Raw genomic sequence first — 21,081 nt, 5'->3', positions numbered from 1 at the left:
CAGGTCTCGGCCAGACGCTGCCGTGTCAGGGGGTCAACGCGGGCATGCAGTGCGGCCTGCGCCTGCCTGCTGGTGCCGAGGATCCGGACGTCGCTCAGCATGGCAGGCTTGCCCGCGCGTAGGATCCCTGACCATCATGTGGGCAGCAGGGAAGGGGCATACAGACAGGTTTGGCGAAAAGGTTCGGAAACAGGCGCATTTTGGGGTTTTAGCAGGCATTTTGAAATTTTTCACCTACTTCCGACAAGATAACTTATCGGAAGTAGACTTTTGATCGGTCGGAGTTTTCCCGGCGGGGCGGGGAGGGGAAAGAAAGTCCGGGAAACCGCGTCTTTCAGGATCAATCGGGCGCTTTTTTGTTCTCAAAAACCCGTTAACATGATACGACGTATTATATGATGCGCAAACGCCTTAATATGGTCAGGGTCAGGTGGCGCGGTTGCCCGCTGAGGGTGGACGAACTGCCTTCTTCGAAAGCCCGTTCGGGATCGGCCCGTAGGGCGTGCGGGCCGGAAAACCGCGGATCTGATCAGAATGGCTGAGACCGGCCGACCGCTGCAGGCGGCGCGGTCGCCGGTCGGGCTGTCGCCGGCCACGGCGCGGACCTATGCGGCCTCCTGGCGTGCTTTCGTCGGGACTCAGCCAGCCGATAGCGGCTTTCCGGTCGGCCCTGTCGCGGTGGCAGCGTGGCTGGAGGCCCGGGCGAAGACAGGACGGCCGCGGCAGAGCCTGGTGGTGGATCGCGCGGCGCTGACGGCGTGGTGCGCCGCCAATGGCGAGGGGCTCGATGTCGCCCTGCCCGCTACGCGCGTACGCCGGACCGGGGCCGGGGTCGATGCGGCTTCGCTGCTGGCCGCCGCGCGACGCTGCGGGCCCGACCTGTCCGGCCTGCGCGACCGGGCTTTGCTGCTGCTGGTGGCCACGCTGGACATCGGCGCCGAGGCCTTGGCCCGGCTGACGGTGGAAGACATCACCGACACGACAGACGGAATGACCGTTGCCTTGCTGCGGCCCCGGTCCGGGCGGCACCAGTTGCGCCGGTTGCGGCGGCGCCGGGATCCGGCCGTCTGTCCGGTGCGGTCCTGGGCGGCCTGGCGCGATGCCGCGCAACTGCGCTGGGGAGCAGCCTTCCGGGGGATCGATGCGCACGGCATCGTCGGGGATCCATTGTCGGTGCCGGGGATCCGGTTCGTGCTGGACCGGGCACTGGGACGTTCCGATCGCCCGACCCACCGGACACGGCGGACAAAATCCGGCTCCCCGCCAGAGTCCTCAGTCCGGACGACAGCACGTCAACGCATGCTGAGACCGACCCCAGACTGGATCCGGACAATGCTGACGGTGAGCGGTCCGGTAGACGAAGTGGCCCGGTTCCGGGTGGCGGCCCGGGGACCGGGGATCATCCCCTGGCAGGTGGATTTTGACTACGAACAGGCCCGCCTGCTGGCGCCGATGGCAGGCAAGGGGACGCAGGCGGTGACGCTGGCCCGGCTGCTGCGCCAGACATCCGAACGCCTGCATCGGATCGCCCTGCAGCATCAGGCGGCGGCCACGCCCGCCTGTGCCTTTGACCTGCACCGGCTGGTGCCGGTTCCCGGTCCCATTCTGGAAGCCGGGTCGGACTCCCGCGCGGCGGCAGCCTGGCTGCAGGCGCAGTGGGGCACGCTGCTACCGTTGCGCCGGGTGGAGGTCGAAGCCCCGCGCGACCAGCGCACCCGCCGCAGTGCCAGGCTGGTCTACCGCTTCTGGTCGGCGGAATGGACGCCGTGGCAGGCGCTGGAGCGGGTGCGGACGGACTGGCCAGAGCTGGTGTTCGACATCCGGCCGCAATACGCGCGTGCTGGTGCCGGGGAGACCGCTGATGCTGCCTGACGAGGAAGACTGGGGTGACCCACCGCGTCGGCGGCCGCGCCCGGTTGTGCCGGAGTTCCATGTCGAGGGGTTTGACGGGCCGCTGGACCTGCTGCTGGATCTGGCGGAACGGCAGCGTCTGGACCTAGGTGTGCTGTCCATCGCGGATCTGGCGGCCCAGTTTGTCGCTGAGGCGGAGCGGCTGGCCCGCACAACACCGCTCATGCAGCGCGCGGACTGGGTGATCTGGATCGCCCGGCTGGTGTTCCTGCGCTCGCGGCTGCTGTTTGCCACGCAGGCGGAAAAGCAGGTTGCCGAGAGCGAGGCACGCCGGACGGTAAACCAGATTGAGGAACTGTTGCAGATGCGCGCGGCGGCGGACTGGCTGGAGACGCGACCGCAGCTTGGCGTGTCGGTTTTTGCGCGGGGCGGGCCACGTGCGGATAGCAGTATTTCTGCATGGCAGGGGACGTATTTCAGTCTGATGGAAGCCTGTCTCGGTGCGCTGGAACGGGAATTGGCACGGGCCGAGACATCCGTTCCGATCTATCGGATTGATGTGCCTTCCTACTGGCGTGTGACCGATGCATTGGCCTTTATCCGAGCGAAAATGAGAAACGGAGCTTTCCGAAGCATATGGGACTGTGTTCCTGCGACGCCGTCTGCTGAGCCTGAGGGATTAATCGCTCGTCGAGCGGCTGTAGCTGCAACATTTGTGGCTGGGCTGGAATTGGTGCGGCAGGGAGATGCATCGATCGATACGGTCGTGTTTCCCATGGCATGATGTTAGCGATTGCAGACTCTTTGGAATGAGCGGGACAACGCCACGATGGAATGGTGTGCACGGTAGCCGAAGGCAGCACAAGCGCAGTGATATGCCGCTCTGCAACGTAGCGGCAGCCTTTTTCCTGTTCTAGAGAATTTCCTGGCTTTCGTTGCATCCTATGACCTCAAAGAGGTCCGCATCTGGGGCAATGGTGCCGCATTGACAATATGTTGCTGTCCGAACTGTACCGCCGCCTCAAGCTGCGCGTGTCGTGGCAGTTCTTCAATGACCGTTGCTTCCGACTATTCACTCTCTGATGGCCACCTGAAAGAGATCGAGAATATCTTCGAGTGCGAAGATTCCATTAAGATTCATCCTGGCAGCTTCCGATAGTTTTGGAATGGCACGTTCGAAGATTGCCAGATTGATCTCCTCATTCAATCGGGAGGGATAGAGAATACCGTCAGGTTTGGCAGGATGGTTATGGAGTGCGAGTGACCATTGGCGCGCGGGACGCTGGTCCGACCCGCCGACTACATCGCTGGGAATGCCCATCCTTAAGGGATTGTCGCTCCGCAGATCGACAACCTGCAAATCAGTGACCACCACGATCTCCGCATAATCACGGTCGGTGATTTCCTGCTCGGCGAGCAGAAGCTCTCCGATTACGCCATCACGACTGTCGCGCAGGATGGCTTCCACGAAACAAACTTTCAGGGTGCTGCCGACATAAAGAACCCCAAACCGCTCAGGTGGCGGCAGATCCCTAGGATCGCTGAACCGGCTCTCGTTCTTGCCGAAACCCAGAGTGTCCGAAAACCGCCGCAACAGGATGCGCCCATAGCGGGTACCGGCTGGTACTGTTGTCACAACGAGGTCAGCTTGGTCGAAGTTGCTGGGGGGTAGGCTTGCGGACGACATTTACGCGAAGGTGCCCTCGGCGATACTGACCGCGACCGAGAGGACGCGTTTATCTTCTCCTTTCTCCAAGGCCGCGATCGCAGTCCGTCCTTCGAGTTCAGGGTGCTTTTGAGTGAGGAACCGGTAAATGGTCCACGGACTGTCGCCAAGCGCGGTAAACAGGTTCGGGATGATAGCGAATGGACGACCGTCGCGATCGAGCTGCCAGGCCGGGTAACGATAACCGCGTGTCGGGCCTTCGAGGCCGATCAGCTGGCGAGCGTGCCGACGGGCATTCACCGTGACACGGGTTGTTCCCATGCGTCGCGCCAGTTCTTCCGCCGTCACCATATCCTCATGGGCAAGAATGCTGGCGGCCAGCGCCTCGCCACGCGCCTTCGCGCGCGCCAGACCGCTACCGGACGTGCGCTCCGCCGCTTGTGTGCCTGCAATGTCCTGATTCTCTGGAGGATGCACAATCCGGACTGTGCCTTCGGGCGTGACTTCGACTGAAAAGCGGACGCCACGTCCTGTTTTCTGGGTCTCCGTCAGCGCGTGGCCGAGATTTTCGATCACAGAGCGTGCTGTTCCCACCTGTCTGGCGACAGCTGTCAGCGCAGTGCGTCCGACAGGAATGGAAACGGGTTGCACGCCGCGCGCGCTGAGAACCACAGCGCCGCTACGCGTTTTCGCCTCAAGGCGGCGCGATTGTGTGGTGAAAGAGGATGTAGTTGCTCGGGGCATGGCGTATCTCCTGCCGTATCCTCCTCATTTTCGATAAATCTGTCAAGTCCGATAAGTTCGTAAAGGTATGGCGTTTAACGTCATGCTTTCATGACCTGTTAGCAGCCTATCAGTTGTCCAGAATTTCCAGGGCTGGAAGGTTCTTCACAATCTTCATGGTTTCCAGGCTGATCGTGATGACACGCAGGAACAGATCCAGCGGATAGCGGGGGTCGTTCATGGTTTCGATGGCCCAGTCATTGGCATCGTTGACGATACCGCTGGCCTTGTCGGTCTTCACGCATTGACGTTCCACTACCCAGTCGAGGGCAGGCTTGCCGTTCACCACGTAGTCATAGGCTTCGAGGGGAATACCTGTGACAGTGATGCGGTCATTGTAATGCAGGATGGTTTTGTCCTTGCCCTTGCCCTTGCCGTATTTCATCTGTGTCACCCGATAGTCGTCGGGTGCTAGTGATCCTTTGCCGTAGTCAATTTCCACGCCTTCATAGATAGGCTGGCTGTCAAAATTTACGTGCATTTCGCCTAGCCTGCGACCAGCTTCGGAGAGAGCTTTAAAGGCTTCGTATGTCTTCATGCGGGGAATGCGGGGTAGTTCCTTTCGCAAGGTATCTGCGTAGCGTTCCCGGTATTCGGGCGAATGCAGAAGGCCATAGACATAATAGAACAAGTCTGCCTTGCTGATTTCCTTGCCCGGATAGACGTCCTGAAAGTGCTTCAAGCCCTCATCTGTGATGGCTTCGCGTCGTACAAGACGTGGTTGAGAAGGTGTCTGTTCAAATAGACTACCCTGGGAGAGGTTCATTGACTGTCCTCCTTTTCGTAAAGAAACATCGGAAAGCATTGGCCTCCGTGTAGAAGGTGCAGGTCCGGAGTACAGGATATCATCATTGTTGAGAAAGGCCGGTCTTCTCCCGGACTGGCTATGCAAATAACAAGATTCTTCTCTTGTACTTCTGTTGTTGATCGAGTATAATTGTCCTGTCCTGTCCTGTCCTGTCCTGTCCTGTCCTGTCCTGTCCTGTCCTGTCCTGTCCTGTCCTGTCCTGTCCTGTCCTGTCCTGTCCTGTCCTGTCCTGTCCTGTCCTGTCCTGTCCTGTCCTGTCCTTACTTCTTCATATAAATATTCAGAAAAGCATTGTGCTCCACCATCACTTTGTAAGTCTGGGACAGTGTTGCTCATAAGTGCAAACTGACTGTCATCATGCTGGCGTTGCTTAATCATAATTACTTTATTATCCGCTTGGGCATCAGGAAACAGTCGAGGCATCTGGTTTACATAATTGTTTATATTCCTATCAAAGTAGAGATTCTGCCTTTGGAATGGACGATAAAGAGATGGAACTATCTGAACGCCATCAAATGATAATGGCACATTTTTTGTAAAATCTTGACGCAAGGAACGTGACCAGCTAATTCTCGTCGGGTCTGAAGTAACAAAACTGTCCAGTTGTTTTTCCCGCTCTTTGCGGTCCAATGACGGGAAAGCATCATTAAATCGCTGACGTTCTCCCTCATAGGTAGAAATGATTGTTTTAATATTGGTTTCTAGAACAGAGCGGGAGGAGTTGAAGCACCAAGCGTCCCGTGCGGTTTCAATGCCACGAGAGAACAGACTGAATATTACAGGATCAGTATTTTTGTCCTTGCTCCCAATAGCAATAAATTTTCCGAAGCTATCATCCCGTTGCCGCAGCCAGTCGCCATGTTCATCCGGTGTGATTGTCTGCCATAGATCTTCGCCAGTCAGGCCATTGATGCTGGCCAGTTCTGCAATGCGTTTCAGCTTCTGCTCACGGGTCAGATAATCCCCAATATCGTGGAACAAAATACGACTCTGTTCCTTTGCATTTGGATTCTTGACCATGAGGGAAATGGCAATCGGCGCCCGGCTTCCAGCATCGAATATCTTTCCACCTTCTTTGCGAGATGTTTCCCCTGATGTACGCTGGTTCCCCCGCAGATGAAACACATGGATGGAGGAAAATTCTTCGGCCAGACACTGACGCAAACCATTTGCCGTATTGGCATCCAGAAAGCCTGCGTTGGTCACGAAACCGATGACGCCACAATCCCCAATGCGGTCAGATGACCAGCGGATGGCGCGGATATAGCTGTCATACAGGGCGCGCTTGTTCGTGGCGCTGGACCGTTCCGCATAGGTCTTCGCAATCCGTGTATCCAGGGTGGGATAGGTCACATTCTGGTTGTTGTCGTTTCCGCTTTCCTGCCCGACCGAGTAAGGCGGGTTCCCCATGATGACACGGATATCCAGCTTTTTCTGTTTGCGGATGCGCCGATTGTTATCTTCCAGGGTTGAACTCACCAGATCATGCGGTTCGTTCAGCCTGAAGGTGTCCGTCAGGCAGATACCCTCGAAGGGTTCATATGTCCCGTCCATCAGATCGGAGAACGAGGCTTCGATATTGATGGAAGCGATATAATAAGCCAGCAGGACGATTTCGTTAGCGTGCAGTTCCTGTCGGTATTTATGGAGCATCTGCTCCTTCGTAATCAGCCCGCTCTGCAATAACCGAGTGATGAATGTGCCCGTGCCCGTAAAGGGGTCCATGATATGGACACCCTTGCTCCCGAGGGTCTGACCGAACTCGTTTTCCAGCACGTCATTGATGGAACGGATGATGAAATCCACCACCTCAATAGGCGTGTAGACAATACCCAGGCGGTCCTTCAGGCGTGGGAAGGCTTTCTGAAAAAAACCGTCATACAGTTCCTTAATGACCTTCTGGCGGCCGTAGGAGGTATCAATCCCCGAAGCCCGTTCACGGACGCTGGTATAGAATGCCTCCAGCCTGTCGGTTTCTTTGTGCAGGCTATGCCTGTCCAGCGCATCCAGAACTGTCTGCATGGCTCTGGACATAGGGTTGTCGCCAATGAAGCTATGGCCGGAGAACAGGGCTTCGAACACGGGGCGGGTGATGAGATGTTGCGCCAGCATCTCGACGACTTCGTCCTCGCTGATGCTGTCGTTCAGTTCCGTCCGCAGGTCTGACGTGAATTCCTTGAACGAGGTCCGGGCTTCCACGTTGTTGGGATTCTCCAGAATGGTTTTGATGCGGGTGATGTGGGTCTGAGCAATTTGGGCAATATCGTCGGCCCAGTCTTCCCAGTGATGGCGGTTGCCGACCTTCTTGACGATTTTGGCATAGATAGCCCGTTCGATTTCCCCGACTTCAAATTGCAGGGTTTCCTGCCTGTCGTCGTCAGGGAATGAAGCCTTCTTTCCAATTTTGTAGGACGAATGGGCTTTCTGGGCTGTGCCTGTTGTCAGGGCCTTTGTCTTGGCCGTGATCTTCTTCGTGACCGCGATGACTTCCATGCGGGATGTGTCAGGTCTGGCCTGAAGATCCATCTTGTTGACCATGTGATCAAAACGGTCATCGTGAGAACGCAGGGCCTGAAGCACCTGCCAGACCACCTGATAGGTCTTGTTGTTATCCAGAGCCTGGTCTGGCTCAACCCCAGCCGGGATAACTACGGGCAGTACGACATAGCCGCGCTTCTTACCAGGTGCGACCCGCATCACACGGCCTACGGACTGGACCACATCCACCTGTGAATTCCTGGGGGTCAGGAACAGGACTGCATCCAGCGCCGGCACGTCCACCCCTTCCGACAGGCAACGGACATTGGACAGAACCCGACATATGCCTTCCGGGGTCTCGTCCTTCAGCCAGGCGAGTTTGCCTTCCTTTTCGCTGGCGTTCATCCCGCCATCGACGTGTTCGGCTTCGCAGATCAGACGGGCTTCAGGTTCAATGCCTTCCTGTTCCTGATATTCCTCCACGACCTGCTGGAACATATCGGCAATCTGGATGGAACTGACCTTGGGTGTTCTGCCCTTGTAGTCAGGAGAAATGACCTGGCAGAAGGCGACAGCCCGTTTCATTGGTTCGGGGATAGCTGTCCCCTCACGAGGCAATCCGCCCGTCGCCAGCGCCTTCCAGCATCCAACAATTTTGGAGGCATCGGATACGGTCAGGCCGTTATCGGGATCATCAAGAAGCTTTTGGACACTACGGCTGACGGTTCCTTCGTCAACCGCCAAGACAATGACCTTGTAGTCCACCAGCAGTTTGCGCCGGACGGCCTCGGAGAAGGTGATGACATGGAACTCAGGCCCGTAGATGGCCACATTGTTCATGCCATAGACAATGGCCCCCTCTTTTTCAGCCTTTTCCCGCGCCACATCGCCGTAAATACGCGGGGTGGCAGTCATGTAGAGTCGGTGCCTGCCAGCCAGATAATCCTGGTTATGAACGCGGACGAAGGCGCTATCGTTCTCCTCGCCCCCGAAAGTGACCCCTGTTGTCCTGTGCGCTTCATCGCAGACGATCAGATCGAACTCGGGGAAGTCATGCTCCTTCTGGGCACGGCTGATGACATCGATGGAATGATAGGTCGCAAACACGACCGTCATATGCGCGTCGTCATGCCGTTTGGCGTGTTCGGTCGCCAGACGGCCGGGACTGGTGGTTGCCGGGTACCGGATTTCGTGGATGTTGACCTTAATCTCGTCGTCGTTCCTCGCCTTCTTTTTTCCTACGTCACTGTCGGAACAGACCGCGAAGCTGTGGAGCGGCACCTGACTTTCCTGGGTCCATTCGGTCAGGGTCTGGGACAGCAGGGACAGGCTGGGGACGAGGAACAGGACACGACCACCGGTACCGACCTGCTGTTCCGCGATTTTCAGGCTGGTGAAAGTCTTGCCCGTCCCGCAGGCCATGATCAGACGGCCACGGTCATGGCTCTTGAAGCCTGCCAGAACCCGGCGGATAGCGGTTTCCTGATGCTCGCGGGCTTTCTTCTGCGCCCGCAGGATAGGCGCAATCTTGGGCTGATATTGCGACCAGTCAATCAGGCTGGTTTCCAGGTCATACAGATCAATCTTGCTGACGGGCGGATGCTGGTCCGCAAGTGATGCCTCGGCATTGTCGGTCCAGTGGTTGGTCGTGGCGACAATGATACGTCGGGCAAAATGCTTTTTTCCCGAGGCGGTGAAAAAGCTGTCGATATCCTGTTTGCTAATACGATGGGACGAGGCATAAAATTTACATTGGATAGCATGGTATTCGCCGGTGCCCCGCGTTCTGGCGACCAGATCGATACCCGTGTCTTTCGCGACATAGCCTTCTTGGGTTGCCCAGTCCTTGTATGTCCATACCTGGTCATACAGGTCCGCGTAGCTCGGCTCTGTCCGCAGATAGCAGACAATCAGTTCCTCGAAGTAGGTGCCTTTCTCGCGCTCTGTGACGGATAGATTTCTATAGGTATCAAGCAGTTGGGAAAGCGCGGACATAATCGGGCAAGCCTTTGGACGGTCTGAAAATCACGTCTGGTCAGATTAACCCTTGCCGCAGGGATGGGGAATAGGGCCTGCTGACAAAAGGTTTTTCAGACTGACGTGGACATGATTCAACGCTGGTATTTGCAGAAATCTATGAATGCGTGGCGATCTGACGGACGTAGAAGGGGCGATCATTGGCGACCTGCTGCCGCCTGAACGTGGGCGTTGGTCACGACCGGCACAGGATAACCATCTGTTTCTCAATGGAATGCTTTATGTCCTGCGTGTCGGTTGCCCATGGCGAAACATGCATGAGTGCTACAGAAAATAGAACTCGGTCTATGTCCGGTTTCACCGGTGAGCTGAGCAAGGTGTCTGGAATTCCTGGCTGGAAACACTGGTCGAACTCGGACTAATCGATAACTGGCAGCACATGATCGACAGCACAGTCGTTCGGAGGCATAGCCAGGCGTCTGGCATAAAAGGCGAGATTTAATAATTAGGTCCCACAGGAGCATTCGCAACCATTAGCACTACTTTGGCAGAAAATTTGGGATAAGGATTCTCAATGGGTGCGATCGGTGATTCATGGAAGACCAGCTGTAGTGGGAGCTGGCGATGAACACCGACTGGCGATCGGATCTGGAAGTATGGCTTGCGCCATTTCTGGTGGCCCTGGGTCACAAAGCGCAGCGGGCGATGTGTCCGGCTTATATTGCAGGCCTGATTGGACCTGGTGACCGCAAGAGCGTGCAGCCCATGGCTGCACGCAATGGCGATATCCCTTATGACCGGCTGCATCATTTCGTCAGTGCCAGTGTGTGGGACAGTGCGCCACTTGAGGCTGCTCTATGGCGTCATGCTGACCATCTGGTGGGTGGCGAGCGTTCATGGCTGATCATCGATGATACCTCCCTTCCCAAAAAGGGAGAACATTCTGTTGGCGTGGCGCCCCAATATGCTTCGACCCTGGGCAAGAAAGCGAATTGCCAGACACTGGTGTCCGTGACACTGACTTCGCGTGAAGTGCCACTGATGCTGTCACTCCGTCTGTTCCTGCCCGATATCTGGACAGCAGATCCGGCACGCCTGAAGCGGGCTAGTGTTCCACTGGAACATCAGGGCTCCAGGACCAAACCGGAGATGGCGATCGAAGAGATTGATCGCCTCTGTGCCACAGGTGTCCGTTTTGGCTGTGTTCTTGCGGATACCGGTTATGGCCTGTCCGCCCCGTTCCGTCAGGCTCTGAACGCGCGGGGCCTGCGCTGGGCAGTCGGGATACCACGTCATCAGAAAGTCTGTTCCACCGATGTGGAGCTGGTGTTTCCGGCCAGAAAGCGCGGCCCATCCCGGATGCATCCGGTACCGGATCAGCAATCTGTCCCTGCCCATAAGATACTGGAAACTGCAACATGGCGCAGGGTCAGCTGGCGTCGCGGGACCAAAGGTGGCCTGGCGGCCCGCTTTGCAGCCATGCGGATACGCGTTGCAGATGGTCCAGCCCAGCGTATCGGTGGCCAGACGGCCCAGCATATGCCGGGAGAGGAAGCCTGGCTGACTGGCGAGCACCGTTCCACCGGAGAACGGAAATACTATCTGTCCAACCTGTCTGCCGACACCTCCCTCAGGCTACTGGCCGCTGCGATCAAGGCCCGATGGGTCTACGAACAGGCGCATCAGCAACTCAGGGAGGAACTGGGCCTCGATTACTTTGAGGGGCGATCATGGACAGGCCTGCACCGACACGCCCTGATGTCCATGATGGCCTACGCCTTTCTCCAGTCCCGGCGCCTCACGGCGGTCGGGCGGAAAAAAAAGAGTCACCGGCCCACCACCACAGCCCAGTCTGCCAGCAATACGACAGGCCATTCTTGATCGCATCCTGCGACTACCCACCGGGCAATGCCCACACTGTGGAAACCTTCTACTCCAGACCTCGCAACATATTCTGCCAAAGTAGTGTTAAGTCCTCTCCACGTTCGGAGAGTATACGAAGAATTTCCTATCCCGGTTACGTAGGGTGTAAACATCTATATACCGACGAAACCTAGAAACAATTAGATTAAACAAAATATGATGGGAACTCATTTTAAGTTATGCCATAGTGAAAATAAGATAGGTTAATTTTATATCGGAAGCGCGAATGTCTTATACCCCGGCCGATTTTTCCGATGACCTGCATAGCGGGATTGGTGCGGCTTACACTTCGCTGATTGAAATGACTGATGATCCCGACGGGCAGATCTGGCCAGAGTATCTAGTGACGGTCTGCGTCGCGCAAAAACTGGCTCATCTTAAAAGTGACTGGGGTATACTTCGGCTAGAAGAAGATGTGGCAGAAACGGCCACGAATGCTCTGAAAGGTCGAACTCCGACTGCTGTTCTGACACGCGCAGAAGGACGGATCGACATCGTATTGTTCGAGCGCAGCGGACTCGAACTGCCCCGATATGTGATCGAGGTGAAGGACGTTGTTGATTCTTATGATGAGGTCGTCAAGGATATTATCCGAATCGAAGAACTGCTGCTGCTGAACGGCGGTGGAGTAAGTAGTTCGTTTGAAATGGGGGCAATCGTTCTCCTTATTCGTAAAAAGAACACCCGAGCATTCTCTGACGTTCTCCGTCGCTCGGCATCCAAATCTGCAGGAAACATGCAGCGTCGACTTACGGGAATGCTGGCAAACCCAAGCCATGTTAAGATCGACTGGACCGTAGAAGTGGTTTCTGATGGCAGCAAGCCACGCCAACCTACACCGGAAGATTGGGATGAAGAAGGAGGACCAACGCTGAGCGGTGACGAGCAGCTTACTATTGCGATGATTGGTGTGTTCTCTCGGATATAATTGCTACACTAATTTTAAATTGGAAGGCCATATCGGGGATACTGCGAATAGGTCGACGTGGGCCTATCCTAAATTTCGTGTTTGGGCGTTTGATGCGAAAGAATGAGCAGCATCATGGTCCGACGCAAGAAACCCATCATCCCTGACTATGTTCTGGAGCAGGTTCTGGCTGACCGCGTGGTCCGCACGATGATCGAGCAGAACGAGGGCGCCAAATTCTGGCTTCGTGTCATGAACGAGCCACGCCGTCCGCGTGGTTTTTCCCGACGTCCTTGTGCAAACCTGCATAGTTCATCTGCTGCGCCATTCGTTGGATTTCGTCGCCTGGAAAAACTGCTCTGGGTGCCTTTGCCGAAAGCCCTTGGGCCGGAAATACGCAGCGATCGTCCAGTCCTGAGATCTGGCCTGGGAGGAGGGTATTCCCTTCTACGCCTTCCCTGCCGACGTCCGGAAGCTGGTCTATACGACCAATGCCATAGAAGCGCTGAACGCCAAGCTCAGGCGGGCCGTTCAAGCTAGAGGGCATTTCCCCAATGGCGACGCGGCTCTCAAGCTCCTCTTTCTGGCCTTGAATCGAGCCGAGAAAGAATGGTTCATGCCCCCACGGGAATGGTCCATGGCAAAGGCCCAGTTCGCCATTCTCTTCGGTGACCGCTTCGCCCCCGCCACCGTCTGATCAATAACGTGAACAACGCCTCTTACACGAAATCCCTGACAGTCCCGTTGACGTCGCCTTTATACCGAAAATTCATATTCATCGTCGTCGCAAGGAAGAACCGGTTAGTCCCAGTGGCCGACGTGCGAGCAATATCGTAGACACAGGAAATGGAAACTTTTTAGTCTTCTCGTTCAATAGATGACCTTCCGTTCTCCCCACATAGTCGTAATTTGCCGATATGGACGTGTGAAGCGCGCGAAATACGCTTATCTGGTGAATCGCACGAAGGCTTTGCCCTAAGTACCATCGCCCGCAGCCCTACAGCTACTGGCAAAGTCTATCTATTTGGGATCTCGCTGTGGAAACAGGGCCACCACGATATTCAAGGAGTGCATTCTGGACGCAGCCTTAACTGCGACCAGCAAAGAGATAATGGAACGATACATTTTGCCTATGAACCTATTGGCTCCGGATCGAACGGATGTGGGTCTGGTCGGATCACTTTAAACAGTGAGTGATAGGGCTACGTGAACTTAACTCTTTGGACAGGACATTAACGCGACGAATTGGCGTGATAGACTTGGACGGAGCACCCAACCATAATCTGTATCGATCATTATTGCACGGATTGTATGGTATGTGGTCGAATGGAATCTCATTGAATGTATGGAAATTCCATCTCATGTCCGCATACCCCTATCTCGCCCATTGGAAAGAAGAGATCAGCCGGAGTCCGAACGCGATTTACATGACGCTGGCCGATGCCCTGGCGCTTTCCATCCGGAAGGGCGACCTGCGGGAAGGGGACAGGCTGCCGCCACAGCGCATGATCGCAGAGTATCTTGGCACCAATCTGACAACCGTAACCCGGGCCTTTACCGAGGCCCGGCGGCGGGGCCTGATTGACGCAACGGTCGGCCGGGGCACCTTTGTCCGTGTCGGCGCCGGCGAGAGCCACTGGCGCCATACGGGACCGGCCGTGGTCGATCTGACCATGAACCTCCCGCCCATCCCGCAGGACCCGCCGCTTCAACGGATTATCCAGAGCGACATCGCGGCCATCCTGAAGCAGCAGGATCTGAACAGCCTGATGTCCTATCGGGTCACCGGCGGCACACTGGAGGAACGCCAGCTTGGCGCAAAATGGATCGCGCCCGTCATCGGGCAGCGGCGAACGGATGAAATCCTTGTCTCACCGGGCGCCCAGAGCGCTTTGGCGGCCATTGTCAGCACCCATACCCAGCCGGGTGATGTGATTGTTACCGACCGTATTGCCTATCCCGGCATCCGGACCATCGCGGCGCAGTTCGATCTCATTCTGGTCGGCGTGGACAGCGACATGGAAGGCATGATGCCGGACCAACTCGATCGCGTCTGTGCCGAGCATCATCCCCGGCTGCTCTACTGCATCCCGACCATCCACAATCCCACCACGGCCACCATGTCCCTGCAACGACGCAAGGACATCCTGAAGGTCGCCCAGCGCCACCATCTGCATATTGCCGAGGACGACCCATACAGCCTGCTGATGGACAGTCCGCTACCGGCGCTGGCAGCCCTCGACCATAGCCGTGTCAGCTACGTGGCTACCCTTGCCAAGACGCTCAGCCCCGGCCTGCGCACCGCCTATGTGGCCTTGCCCAATGCGGACATGACCCGACGGGTCGCGGCGGCCATCCGGGCCATTGCGCTCACCAATGCCGGTCTGCTCAGCGCGCTCACGGCGCGATGGATGCAGACAGGGCAGGCGCATACAATCCTGCACGCCATCCGGAAAGAACTGCGCCTGCGCCAGTCCATTGCCCGCAGGGTGCTGGGGGAGGGGCATTGCATGAACCCGGACGGGCCGCATGTGTGGCTGAAACTGCCCGACTGGTGGGGCAGTGCGGATTTTGTGGCCTACGCCCGCAGGCGGGGACTGGCGCTGGTACCCAGCACCGTTTTCACCATCAGTGGCGAGCCGCCGCAGCGTGCTCGGATCGCACTCGGCAGCGCGCCGGATGCCGCAAGTCTTGAGGAATCCCTGCATGGGGTTCTCTCGGTCCTGCAACACAAACGCTCACCCGGCTTCGCCGATATTGTGTGACCTGCGCGCAGTCTCTGGAATCGATGGGAACATCTGATTTCGGGGCGCGCCATGCGGGCACATGGAAAAACAAAAAGGCACTTCATTCACGACTGCGTGATTATAAAATCAAGCTAAAACAGATCCTTATGGATGCTCCTTACGATTGTATGGTTGTCGTATATTTTTTGTATGTCTCTGTCTTGGCAGGATGGCGGCATGTGATCTGGTTTGAGCCGTTTGTACCCTTTCCATAAGACATACAATATTTTGGCTCTCTGCCATCCCGTGCCACGTTTGCCTCGGCAACGCGGTCAGTCCCGGCTCCCTGCCGGAGACCGCAGCACACGGGAGATATACCATGCCGAAAGTCGAACACGCTCCGTACAAAGACGGCGATTGCTTCGTCAATTATGAAAACAAGGTCTTTGAGGACGTCAAAGCCAAACCCGGCGAAAAAGCCCTCATCACCTTCCACACCGTCGCCAATGAAGGCTCGGTCGGGTTCGTCAACCTGCTGCAGGCCACACGCCTGATCCGCAAGGGCTTCGAGACGTCGGTGCTGCTGTACGGACCGGGTGTCACCCTTGGTGTGCAGCGCGGCTTTCCCCGTCTGGGCGACGAAGCCTTTCCGGGGCACATGAACTGCAACAAGCAGATCGCGAAAATCCTTGAGGAAGGCGGAAAGGTCTATGCCTGCCGCTTCGCGCTTCAGGCCCTCTACGGCTACGGCGAGCAGAACCTGATCCCCGGCATCACGCCGATCAACCCGCAGGACGTGCTCGACATCATCCTGCTGGCCCGGCGCGACAACGCCTTCATCCTCAATACCTGGACCCTCTGAAGGCCCGAGGGAGGACCGCAAGCCATGTCCCGTATCGTTCGCGCCGCAGCGATCCAGATCAGCCCCGTCCTTGGTGACGATGGTCTGGGAACTGCCCGGAAAGTCTGTCAGGCCATCCGCGAGGCCGCCGAAAAAGGCGTGAAACTGGCGGTCTTTCCCGAAACCTTTGTGCCCTATTACCCCTATTTCTCGTTCATCCAGCCCGCCTTCCGCTTTGGTGGCGAGCATCTGGCGCTTTATGAACGCGCTGTCGTCATTCCCGGTCCGGTCACCGACATGGTGGCCGAGGCCGCGCGCCAGACCGGCATGGTCGTGGTGCTAGGTGTAAACGAGCGCGATTTCGGCACGCTCTACAACACCCAGATCATCTTCGACACCACAGGTGAAATCCTGCTCAAACGCCGCAAGATCACGCCCACCTATCATGAGCGCATGGTCTGGGGGCAGGGAGATGGCGCAGGGCTGAAAGTGGTGGAAAGTGCCGCCGGACGCATCGGCGCGCTGGCCTGCTGGGAGCATTACAATCCGCTTGCCCGCTACACGCTGATGACCCAGCACGAGGAAATCCATTGTGCCCAGTTCCCCGGTTCGCTGGTGGGCCAGATCTTTGCCGACCAGATGGAAGTCACCATCCGGCACCACGCACTGGAATCCGGCTGCTTTGTGGTGAACGCCACGGGTTGGCTGACGGAAGAGCAGATCAAGGAAATAGCGGGCGACCCTGCACTGGAAGGGCCGCTGCGGGGTGGGTGCTTCACGGCCATCGTCTCGCCTGAAGGGAAGCTGCTCGGCACACCGCTGACGGAAGGCGAGGGGATGGTGATTGCCGATCTCGACTTCGCCCTGATTACCAAGCGCAAGCGGATGATGGATTCCGTAGGGCATTACGCCCGGCCCGAACTGCTCAGCCTGCTTCAGGACCGGCGGGCCGCCCGCACCGTTCATTACGTTGGGGAAGCCAATCAGGTTCCCACATCTACAGATGAGGCTGCGTCATGACCATTCCGACGCTCGGTACACTTTCTGGTCGCAAGCTCGTCACCGACCTGCAATCCTTCGGACTACAGATTGGCGCGCAGACCGGCGGCATTGCCCGCAAGGGAGGCGCCGGTCCTTCGGATCACAAGACGATCACCATTGCAGGCCAGACCGTCATGGTCCCGGTCTATACATCTGGCGCGCGGCATTCACCATTTCAGGCCAGCCCGCCGGACCAGCACGGGGCCAGCACGCTGCTACGCGATGGGCAGACACTGGGCACGATCCATTTTCCAGCCGCCCCGCGCTTTTATGGCCTGAGCACGGCGGACGGCATTCCCTACTGGAAGATCGCCCTGCTGCATGGCCGTGACACGCTGGCGACCACGGTGCACCAGACCTGCATCCGCTATGCCGACCGGCGCACCTCCTGCCAGTTCTGCGCCATCGGCCAGTCGTTGGAGGCCGATCGCACCATTGCCTACAAGACACCCGCGCAACTGGCCGAGGTCGCCAAGGCCGCCGTGGAACTCGACGGTGTGCGCGACATGGTGCTGACGACCGGCACGCCTAACGTGGTGGACCGGGGTGCGGCCGTGCTGGCGGAATCAGCCCGTGCCATCCGGACGGCTGTGGATCTGCCGCTTCAGGTGCAGTGCGAACCGCCGCGCGATCACGGCTGGTTCGAGCGGCTGCGCGACGCCGGGGCCGACAGCCTGGGTATGCATCTCGAAGCCGCAACACAGGCGGTGCGCGAGAAGATCATGCCCGGCAAGGCCACGGTCAGCGTCGATCGTTATATGGACGCTTTCGCCAGCGCCGTGCCGATCTTCGGGCGCGGACAGGTCAATACCTACATTCTGGCGGGTCTTGGCGACAGTGCCGCAGATATTCTGGCGCTGGCCGAACGGCTGATCGCACTTGGGGTCTATCCCTTCGTGGTGCCGTTCGTGCCCATTTCCGGAACACCACTGGAAAATCACGCGCCGCCTTCGGCCGATTTCATGAAGTCCGTGCTCGCACCACTCGGGCGCATGCTGCGCGAGGCGAACATGAAATCCACCGACATCCGCGCCGGGTGCGGCCGGTGTGGCGCCTGTTCCTCCCTTTCGGCGTACGAATAATGACAGCGATCCTCGAAGACGTGGACGACCGCCCGTTCATCCCTACGGAATATGTCGTGCGTCTGGCCCGCACGCCGTGGGAACGGGCGGGCTACCATGCGCTGCGCCGCGACGTGTTCTGCACCGAACAGCAGGTCTTTGCGGATGATGACCGGGACGCAATCGACGCGGTTGCCATTCCCATCATCGCGGCGTGCTGCATGGCGGGCATGCCGGACCGGGTGGTAGGCGCGGTGCGCATCCATGAGGCCGAGTCCGGCGTCTGGCGCGGCTCCCGTCTGGCCGTCCATGAAGACCATCGCAAACTGGGACGGATCGGCGCGGAACTCATCCGCATGGCGGTCAGCACGGCGCACGGGCTTGGCGCCACGCGGTTCCTGGCCCAGGTACAGGAACAGAACGTGCTGTTCTTCCGCCGCCTGCACTGGAAAAGCCTTGGAGCCATGACCCTGCATGGGCTGCCCCATCACGACATGCAGGCTGACCTCTCACGCTATCCGGCGCATGGCCAGGACCAGACCTGGCTGCTGCGCCCGCAGCCTCGTAACCGGCAGGTGGCATGATGGCACACGAACTGACTACACTGCTGCGCACGCTTCGACACGGTCGGGCCCTTGCGGGCAAACAGGATATTGCCGAAACCGTCGCAATTCTTGGTCGGGATACAAGCGATGGTATCCGCCTTGGAGATGACTGCGCCGCCATACCGGATGGCGATGGCTATCTCCTGCTGGCCAGCGAGGGGTTTCAGGACAGCTTCGTGCGCGCCATGCCGTGGTTTGCCGGGTATTGCGGCGTGATGGTCAATGTCAGCGACATCGCGGCCATGGGTGGTCGCCCTGTGGCGGTGGTGGATGCGTTGTGGAGCGATACATCCGAGGCGGCCGCGTCCATTCTGACCGGTCTGCATGAAGGTGCGCGCACCTATGGCGTACCGGTTGTCGGCGGTCATACCAACATGCGCAGCACCCATAATTCGCTGTCAGTCGCGATCCTTGGCCGTGCCTGTCATCTGCTGACCAGTTTCGATGCCCGACCGGGCGAGGTCCTGATCGCCGCCATCGACCTGCGTGGCCGCTGGCATGACCCGCATCCGTTCTGGGACGCCAGTTCCGCGCTGTGCGGCACCGAGGGGGCGGCGCGTCTTCGGGGTGATCTCGCACTTCTGCCCGGCATTGCCGAGGACGGGTTGAGCCGCGCTGCCAAGGATATCAGCATGGCCGGACTGCTGGGCACCGCGCTCATGCTAGCCGAATGTTCGGGTATCGGTATGACCATCACGCTCGATGACATTCCACGCCCCGACGATGCACCAATGGAACGCTGGCTGTCCGCATTCCCCAGCTATGGCTACCTGCTCACGGCGCGCCCCGAAGATGCCGAAGCGATCATGGCCCGCTTTCATGGGCGGGCCATTGCGGCTTCTGTCATCGGTCAGTGTGACAGCACGCAGCGGCTGGATGTCACATGGGCGGACGAGAAAGAAACCTTCTGGGATCTCGCCCGGACGCCGCTCATGGGGTGTGTGCCATGAGCCTCTCCATCGGCATCCTGACTCATTCCACCAATCCGCGTGGCGGCGTGGTGCATGGCATGGCACTGGCCGAAGCCCTGTGCGACGCAGGCCACGACGCCACGCTCATCGCGCCGGATGTAACCGGGGCCGGTTTCTTCCGCACGCCCCGCTGCGCCACAAACTGCATCCCGGCCGCGCCCGAGACCGACCTGCCAACGCTGGTGGAACGCCGCATTGGCGAGATCAGGGACGCCCTGCGTGGGCAGCATTTTGACGTGCTGCATGCGCAGGACCCGATCAGCGCCAATGCACTGGCCGAACTGGTGGAAGAGAGGCGGATACCGGGCTTTGCCCGCACGGTCCACCATCTTGACCATTTCACGCACCCGGTCCTTGCCGCGCGGCAGGAACGGGGGATCAGGGCGGCGGCCGAACTGTTTACCGTCAGCACAATGTGGGAAGATGTCCTGCGCAACGACCATGGCCGCGAAGCCCCGGTCGTGGGCAACGGGGTTGATCCTGTGCGCTTTTCGCCCCTACCAACTGCGCACGATGCCGCGTTGCGGGTGCGGTATCATCTGCCTGCGGGCCAGCACCTGATCCTGTCCGTGGGCGGGATCGAGCGGCGCAAGAACACGCTGCAATTGCTCGACGTATTTCTGGCCCTTCGCCGTGAACGGCCTGATGCGCATCTGGTTGTGGCGGGCGGGGCTTCGCTGCTGGATCATTCTGCCTACCGCACCCGGTTCATGGCGCGTCTGCGCGAAAGCGGTGCGGCCGATCATGTCACCATCACCGGGCCGGTTGCGGATGAAGACATGCCTTCATTCTACCGGCAGGCGGATGTGCTGGCCTATCCATCCGTCACCGAAGGGTTCGGGCTGTGTCCGCTGGAGGCGCTCGCCTGTGGCACGCCTGTTATTGTGCCAGCAATCGCACCTTTCACGGAGCATTTTTCGGCAACGGATGCGCTGTGGTGCCAACCGGAGTACCCCGACACCTTGTTCATGGCGTTGCGCGACGCCCTGCGCGTCGAAAGCTGTGACCATTTCCGGGTCAGCGGCCCCGCAACGGCCCGTCATTTCGACTGGGGCCGCGTCGCCAGTCGGCACCTCCCCGCATACCGGCGTCTCGCGGCGCTGCCGCACGCTGGCATCTCTGCTTCAGGAGTTTTGTCACCATGCCCGAAATGACCTTTCGTGTGCGCTGGCCCGATGGGCAGGAGACTGACTGTTACTCCCCATCGCTGGTCATAAGGGACCACTTCACGCCCGGTCAGGATTATCCGGTCCGGGAGTTTCTTGAAAAGGCGGACAGCGCCCTGACGGACGCTAGCGAGCGGGTTCGCACCCGCTACGGTTTCCCATGCAGCCGCGCCCTTGGCCAGCTTCACGCCATCAGGCAGGCCGGTGCGCCCTTCCTGAACCAGTCCGACGCGCAGGTGCGCGTCCTGTCTTTCAGTTATTGAGACGAAAAGAATGA

At 58.5% G+C, this 21,081-nt stretch carries 16 protein-coding genes and 1 pseudogene; 14 read left to right on the top strand and 3 right to left on the bottom strand.

All coding sequences use genetic code 11. The features are described 5' to 3' along the window. Nucleotides 1–534: 534 nt before the first annotated feature. Complete coding sequence (locus F1542_RS04170; RefSeq protein ID WP_193731928.1) at nucleotides 535–1,872, top strand: transposase; 1,338 nt, start codon at nucleotides 535–537, stop codon at nucleotides 1,870–1,872. After that, nucleotides 1,862–2,635 carry a ScpA family protein gene (locus tag F1542_RS04165; protein WP_193731927.1) on the top strand — a complete coding sequence of 258 codons (774 nt, stop codon included), beginning with the start codon at nucleotides 1,862–1,864 and terminating at the stop codon, nucleotides 2,633–2,635. The genes F1542_RS04170 and F1542_RS04165 overlap by 11 nt, the downstream gene beginning before the upstream one ends. A 288-nt stretch (nucleotides 2,636–2,923) precedes the next feature. On the opposite strand, the gene F1542_RS04160 is transcribed toward F1542_RS04165, so the two are convergent. From F1542_RS04160 to F1542_RS04150, 3 genes are all read right to left on the bottom strand, one after another. Beyond that, nucleotides 2,924–3,538 carry an RES family NAD+ phosphorylase gene (locus F1542_RS04160; RefSeq protein ID WP_053324228.1) on the bottom strand — a complete coding sequence of 205 codons (615 nt, stop codon included), beginning with the start codon at nucleotides 3,536–3,538 and terminating at the stop codon, nucleotides 2,924–2,926. Next, entirely contained in the window at nucleotides 3,539–4,261 is a 723-nt protein-coding gene (locus tag F1542_RS04155) for a hypothetical protein (protein WP_227672458.1), read from the bottom strand. A 109-nt stretch (nucleotides 4,262–4,370) separates the two neighbouring features. Beyond that, a complete protein-coding gene (locus F1542_RS04150; protein WP_193731926.1) occupies nucleotides 4,371–9,581 on the bottom strand; it encodes a type ISP restriction/modification enzyme in 5,211 nt (1,736 codons plus the stop codon). Between the two features lie 145 nt (nucleotides 9,582–9,726). On the opposite strand from F1542_RS04150, the gene F1542_RS17480 reads away from it, so the two are divergent. The 12 genes and pseudogenes from F1542_RS17480 (at nucleotide 9,727) to F1542_RS04090 (ending at nucleotide 21,067) form a co-directional block, all read left to right on the top strand. Beyond that, on the top strand, nucleotides 9,727–9,900 hold the full coding sequence (locus tag F1542_RS17480; protein ID WP_199898847.1) for a transposase: 174 nt from the start codon (nucleotides 9,727–9,729) through the stop codon (nucleotides 9,898–9,900). Nucleotides 9,901–10,187: 287 nt separating this feature from the next. Further along, nucleotides 10,188–11,444, top strand: a complete 1,257-nt coding sequence (locus F1542_RS04140; protein WP_193731925.1) for an IS701 family transposase — start codon at nucleotides 10,188–10,190, stop codon at nucleotides 11,442–11,444. A gap of 268 nt (nucleotides 11,445–11,712) precedes the next feature. Beyond that, the gene (locus F1542_RS04135; protein ID WP_025813227.1) at nucleotides 11,713–12,414 is read left to right on the top strand and encodes a hypothetical protein; all 702 of its coding nucleotides are present in this window, start codon (nucleotides 11,713–11,715) and stop codon (nucleotides 12,412–12,414) included. A 168-nt stretch (nucleotides 12,415–12,582) separates the two neighbouring features. Beyond that, a pseudogene (locus F1542_RS04130) lies at nucleotides 12,583–13,090 on the top strand (transposase); the annotation flags it as partial. 664 nt (nucleotides 13,091–13,754) lie between these two features. Next, nucleotides 13,755–15,158, top strand: coding sequence for a PLP-dependent aminotransferase family protein (locus F1542_RS04125; RefSeq protein ID WP_141301109.1), 1,404 nt, complete (start codon nucleotides 13,755–13,757; stop codon nucleotides 15,156–15,158). Nucleotides 15,159–15,498: 340 nt separating this feature from the next. Continuing rightward, a complete protein-coding gene (locus F1542_RS04120) occupies nucleotides 15,499–15,981 on the top strand; it encodes an MSMEG_0572/Sll0783 family nitrogen starvation response protein (RefSeq protein ID WP_110560076.1) in 483 nt (160 codons plus the stop codon). A 24-nt stretch (nucleotides 15,982–16,005) separates the two neighbouring features. Then, nucleotides 16,006–16,980 (top strand): Nit6803 family nitrilase, encoded by a 975-nt coding sequence (locus tag F1542_RS04115; RefSeq protein WP_025812333.1) that lies wholly within the window; start codon nucleotides 16,006–16,008, stop codon nucleotides 16,978–16,980. Next, nucleotides 16,977–18,083 (top strand): MSMEG_0568 family radical SAM protein, encoded by a 1,107-nt coding sequence (locus tag F1542_RS04110; protein WP_025812334.1) that lies wholly within the window; start codon nucleotides 16,977–16,979, stop codon nucleotides 18,081–18,083. The genes F1542_RS04115 and F1542_RS04110 overlap by 4 nt, the downstream gene beginning before the upstream one ends. Next, nucleotides 18,083–18,646: an MSMEG_0567/Sll0786 family nitrogen starvation N-acetyltransferase gene (locus tag F1542_RS04105; RefSeq protein WP_141301107.1), complete on the top strand. Its 564-nt coding sequence runs from the start codon at nucleotides 18,083–18,085 to the stop codon at nucleotides 18,644–18,646. Before F1542_RS04110 ends, F1542_RS04105 begins: the two co-directional genes overlap by 1 nt. After that, complete coding sequence (locus F1542_RS04100; protein WP_025812335.1) at nucleotides 18,643–19,617, top strand: sll0787 family AIR synthase-like protein; 975 nt, start codon at nucleotides 18,643–18,645, stop codon at nucleotides 19,615–19,617. The genes F1542_RS04105 and F1542_RS04100 overlap by 4 nt, the downstream gene beginning before the upstream one ends. Further along, complete coding sequence (locus F1542_RS04095) at nucleotides 19,614–20,792, top strand: MSMEG_0565 family glycosyltransferase (RefSeq protein WP_193731924.1); 1,179 nt, start codon at nucleotides 19,614–19,616, stop codon at nucleotides 20,790–20,792. The genes F1542_RS04100 and F1542_RS04095 overlap by 4 nt, the downstream gene beginning before the upstream one ends. Next, complete coding sequence (locus F1542_RS04090; RefSeq protein ID WP_045543334.1) at nucleotides 20,780–21,067, top strand: MSMEG_0570 family nitrogen starvation response protein; 288 nt, start codon at nucleotides 20,780–20,782, stop codon at nucleotides 21,065–21,067. The genes F1542_RS04095 and F1542_RS04090 overlap by 13 nt, the downstream gene beginning before the upstream one ends. Nucleotides 21,068–21,081 lie beyond the last annotated feature (14 nt).

The organism is Komagataeibacter sp. FXV3 (genome assembly GCF_015155755.1).
Classification (GTDB): Bacteria; Pseudomonadota; Alphaproteobacteria; order Acetobacterales; family Acetobacteraceae; genus Komagataeibacter.
This window is presented reverse-complemented; position numbering and strand designations above follow the sequence as displayed.

What these genes read in the sequence shown, in the direction of transcription:
- F1542_RS04170 (WP_193731928.1), top strand. Translation starts at nt 535, where the DNA reads ATGGCTGAGACCGGCCGACCGCTGCAGGCGGCGCGGTCGCCGGTCGGG.
- F1542_RS04165 (WP_193731927.1), top strand. Translation starts at nt 1,862, where the DNA reads ATGCTGCCTGACGAGGAAGACTGGGGTGACCCACCGCGTCGGCGGCCG.
- F1542_RS04160 (WP_053324228.1), bottom strand. Translation starts at nt 3,538, where the DNA reads ATGTCGTCCGCAAGCCTACCCCCCAGCAACTTCGACCAAGCTGACCTC.
- F1542_RS04155 (WP_227672458.1), bottom strand. Translation starts at nt 4,261, where the DNA reads ATGCCCCGAGCAACTACATCCTCTTTCACCACACAATCGCGCCGCCTT.
- F1542_RS04150 (WP_193731926.1), bottom strand. Translation starts at nt 9,581, where the DNA reads ATGTCCGCGCTTTCCCAACTGCTTGATACCTATAGAAATCTATCCGTC.
- F1542_RS17480 (WP_199898847.1), top strand. Translation starts at nt 9,727, where the DNA reads ATGCGTGGCGATCTGACGGACGTAGAAGGGGCGATCATTGGCGACCTG.
- F1542_RS04140 (WP_193731925.1), top strand. Translation starts at nt 10,188, where the DNA reads ATGAACACCGACTGGCGATCGGATCTGGAAGTATGGCTTGCGCCATTT.
- F1542_RS04135 (WP_025813227.1), top strand. Translation starts at nt 11,713, where the DNA reads ATGTCTTATACCCCGGCCGATTTTTCCGATGACCTGCATAGCGGGATT.
- F1542_RS04125 (WP_141301109.1), top strand. Translation starts at nt 13,755, where the DNA reads ATGTCCGCATACCCCTATCTCGCCCATTGGAAAGAAGAGATCAGCCGG.
- F1542_RS04120 (WP_110560076.1), top strand. Translation starts at nt 15,499, where the DNA reads ATGCCGAAAGTCGAACACGCTCCGTACAAAGACGGCGATTGCTTCGTC.
- F1542_RS04115 (WP_025812333.1), top strand. Translation starts at nt 16,006, where the DNA reads ATGTCCCGTATCGTTCGCGCCGCAGCGATCCAGATCAGCCCCGTCCTT.
- F1542_RS04110 (WP_025812334.1), top strand. Translation starts at nt 16,977, where the DNA reads ATGACCATTCCGACGCTCGGTACACTTTCTGGTCGCAAGCTCGTCACC.
- F1542_RS04105 (WP_141301107.1), top strand. Translation starts at nt 18,083, where the DNA reads ATGACAGCGATCCTCGAAGACGTGGACGACCGCCCGTTCATCCCTACG.
- F1542_RS04100 (WP_025812335.1), top strand. Translation starts at nt 18,643, where the DNA reads ATGATGGCACACGAACTGACTACACTGCTGCGCACGCTTCGACACGGT.
- F1542_RS04095 (WP_193731924.1), top strand. Translation starts at nt 19,614, where the DNA reads ATGAGCCTCTCCATCGGCATCCTGACTCATTCCACCAATCCGCGTGGC.
- F1542_RS04090 (WP_045543334.1), top strand. Translation starts at nt 20,780, where the DNA reads ATGCCCGAAATGACCTTTCGTGTGCGCTGGCCCGATGGGCAGGAGACT.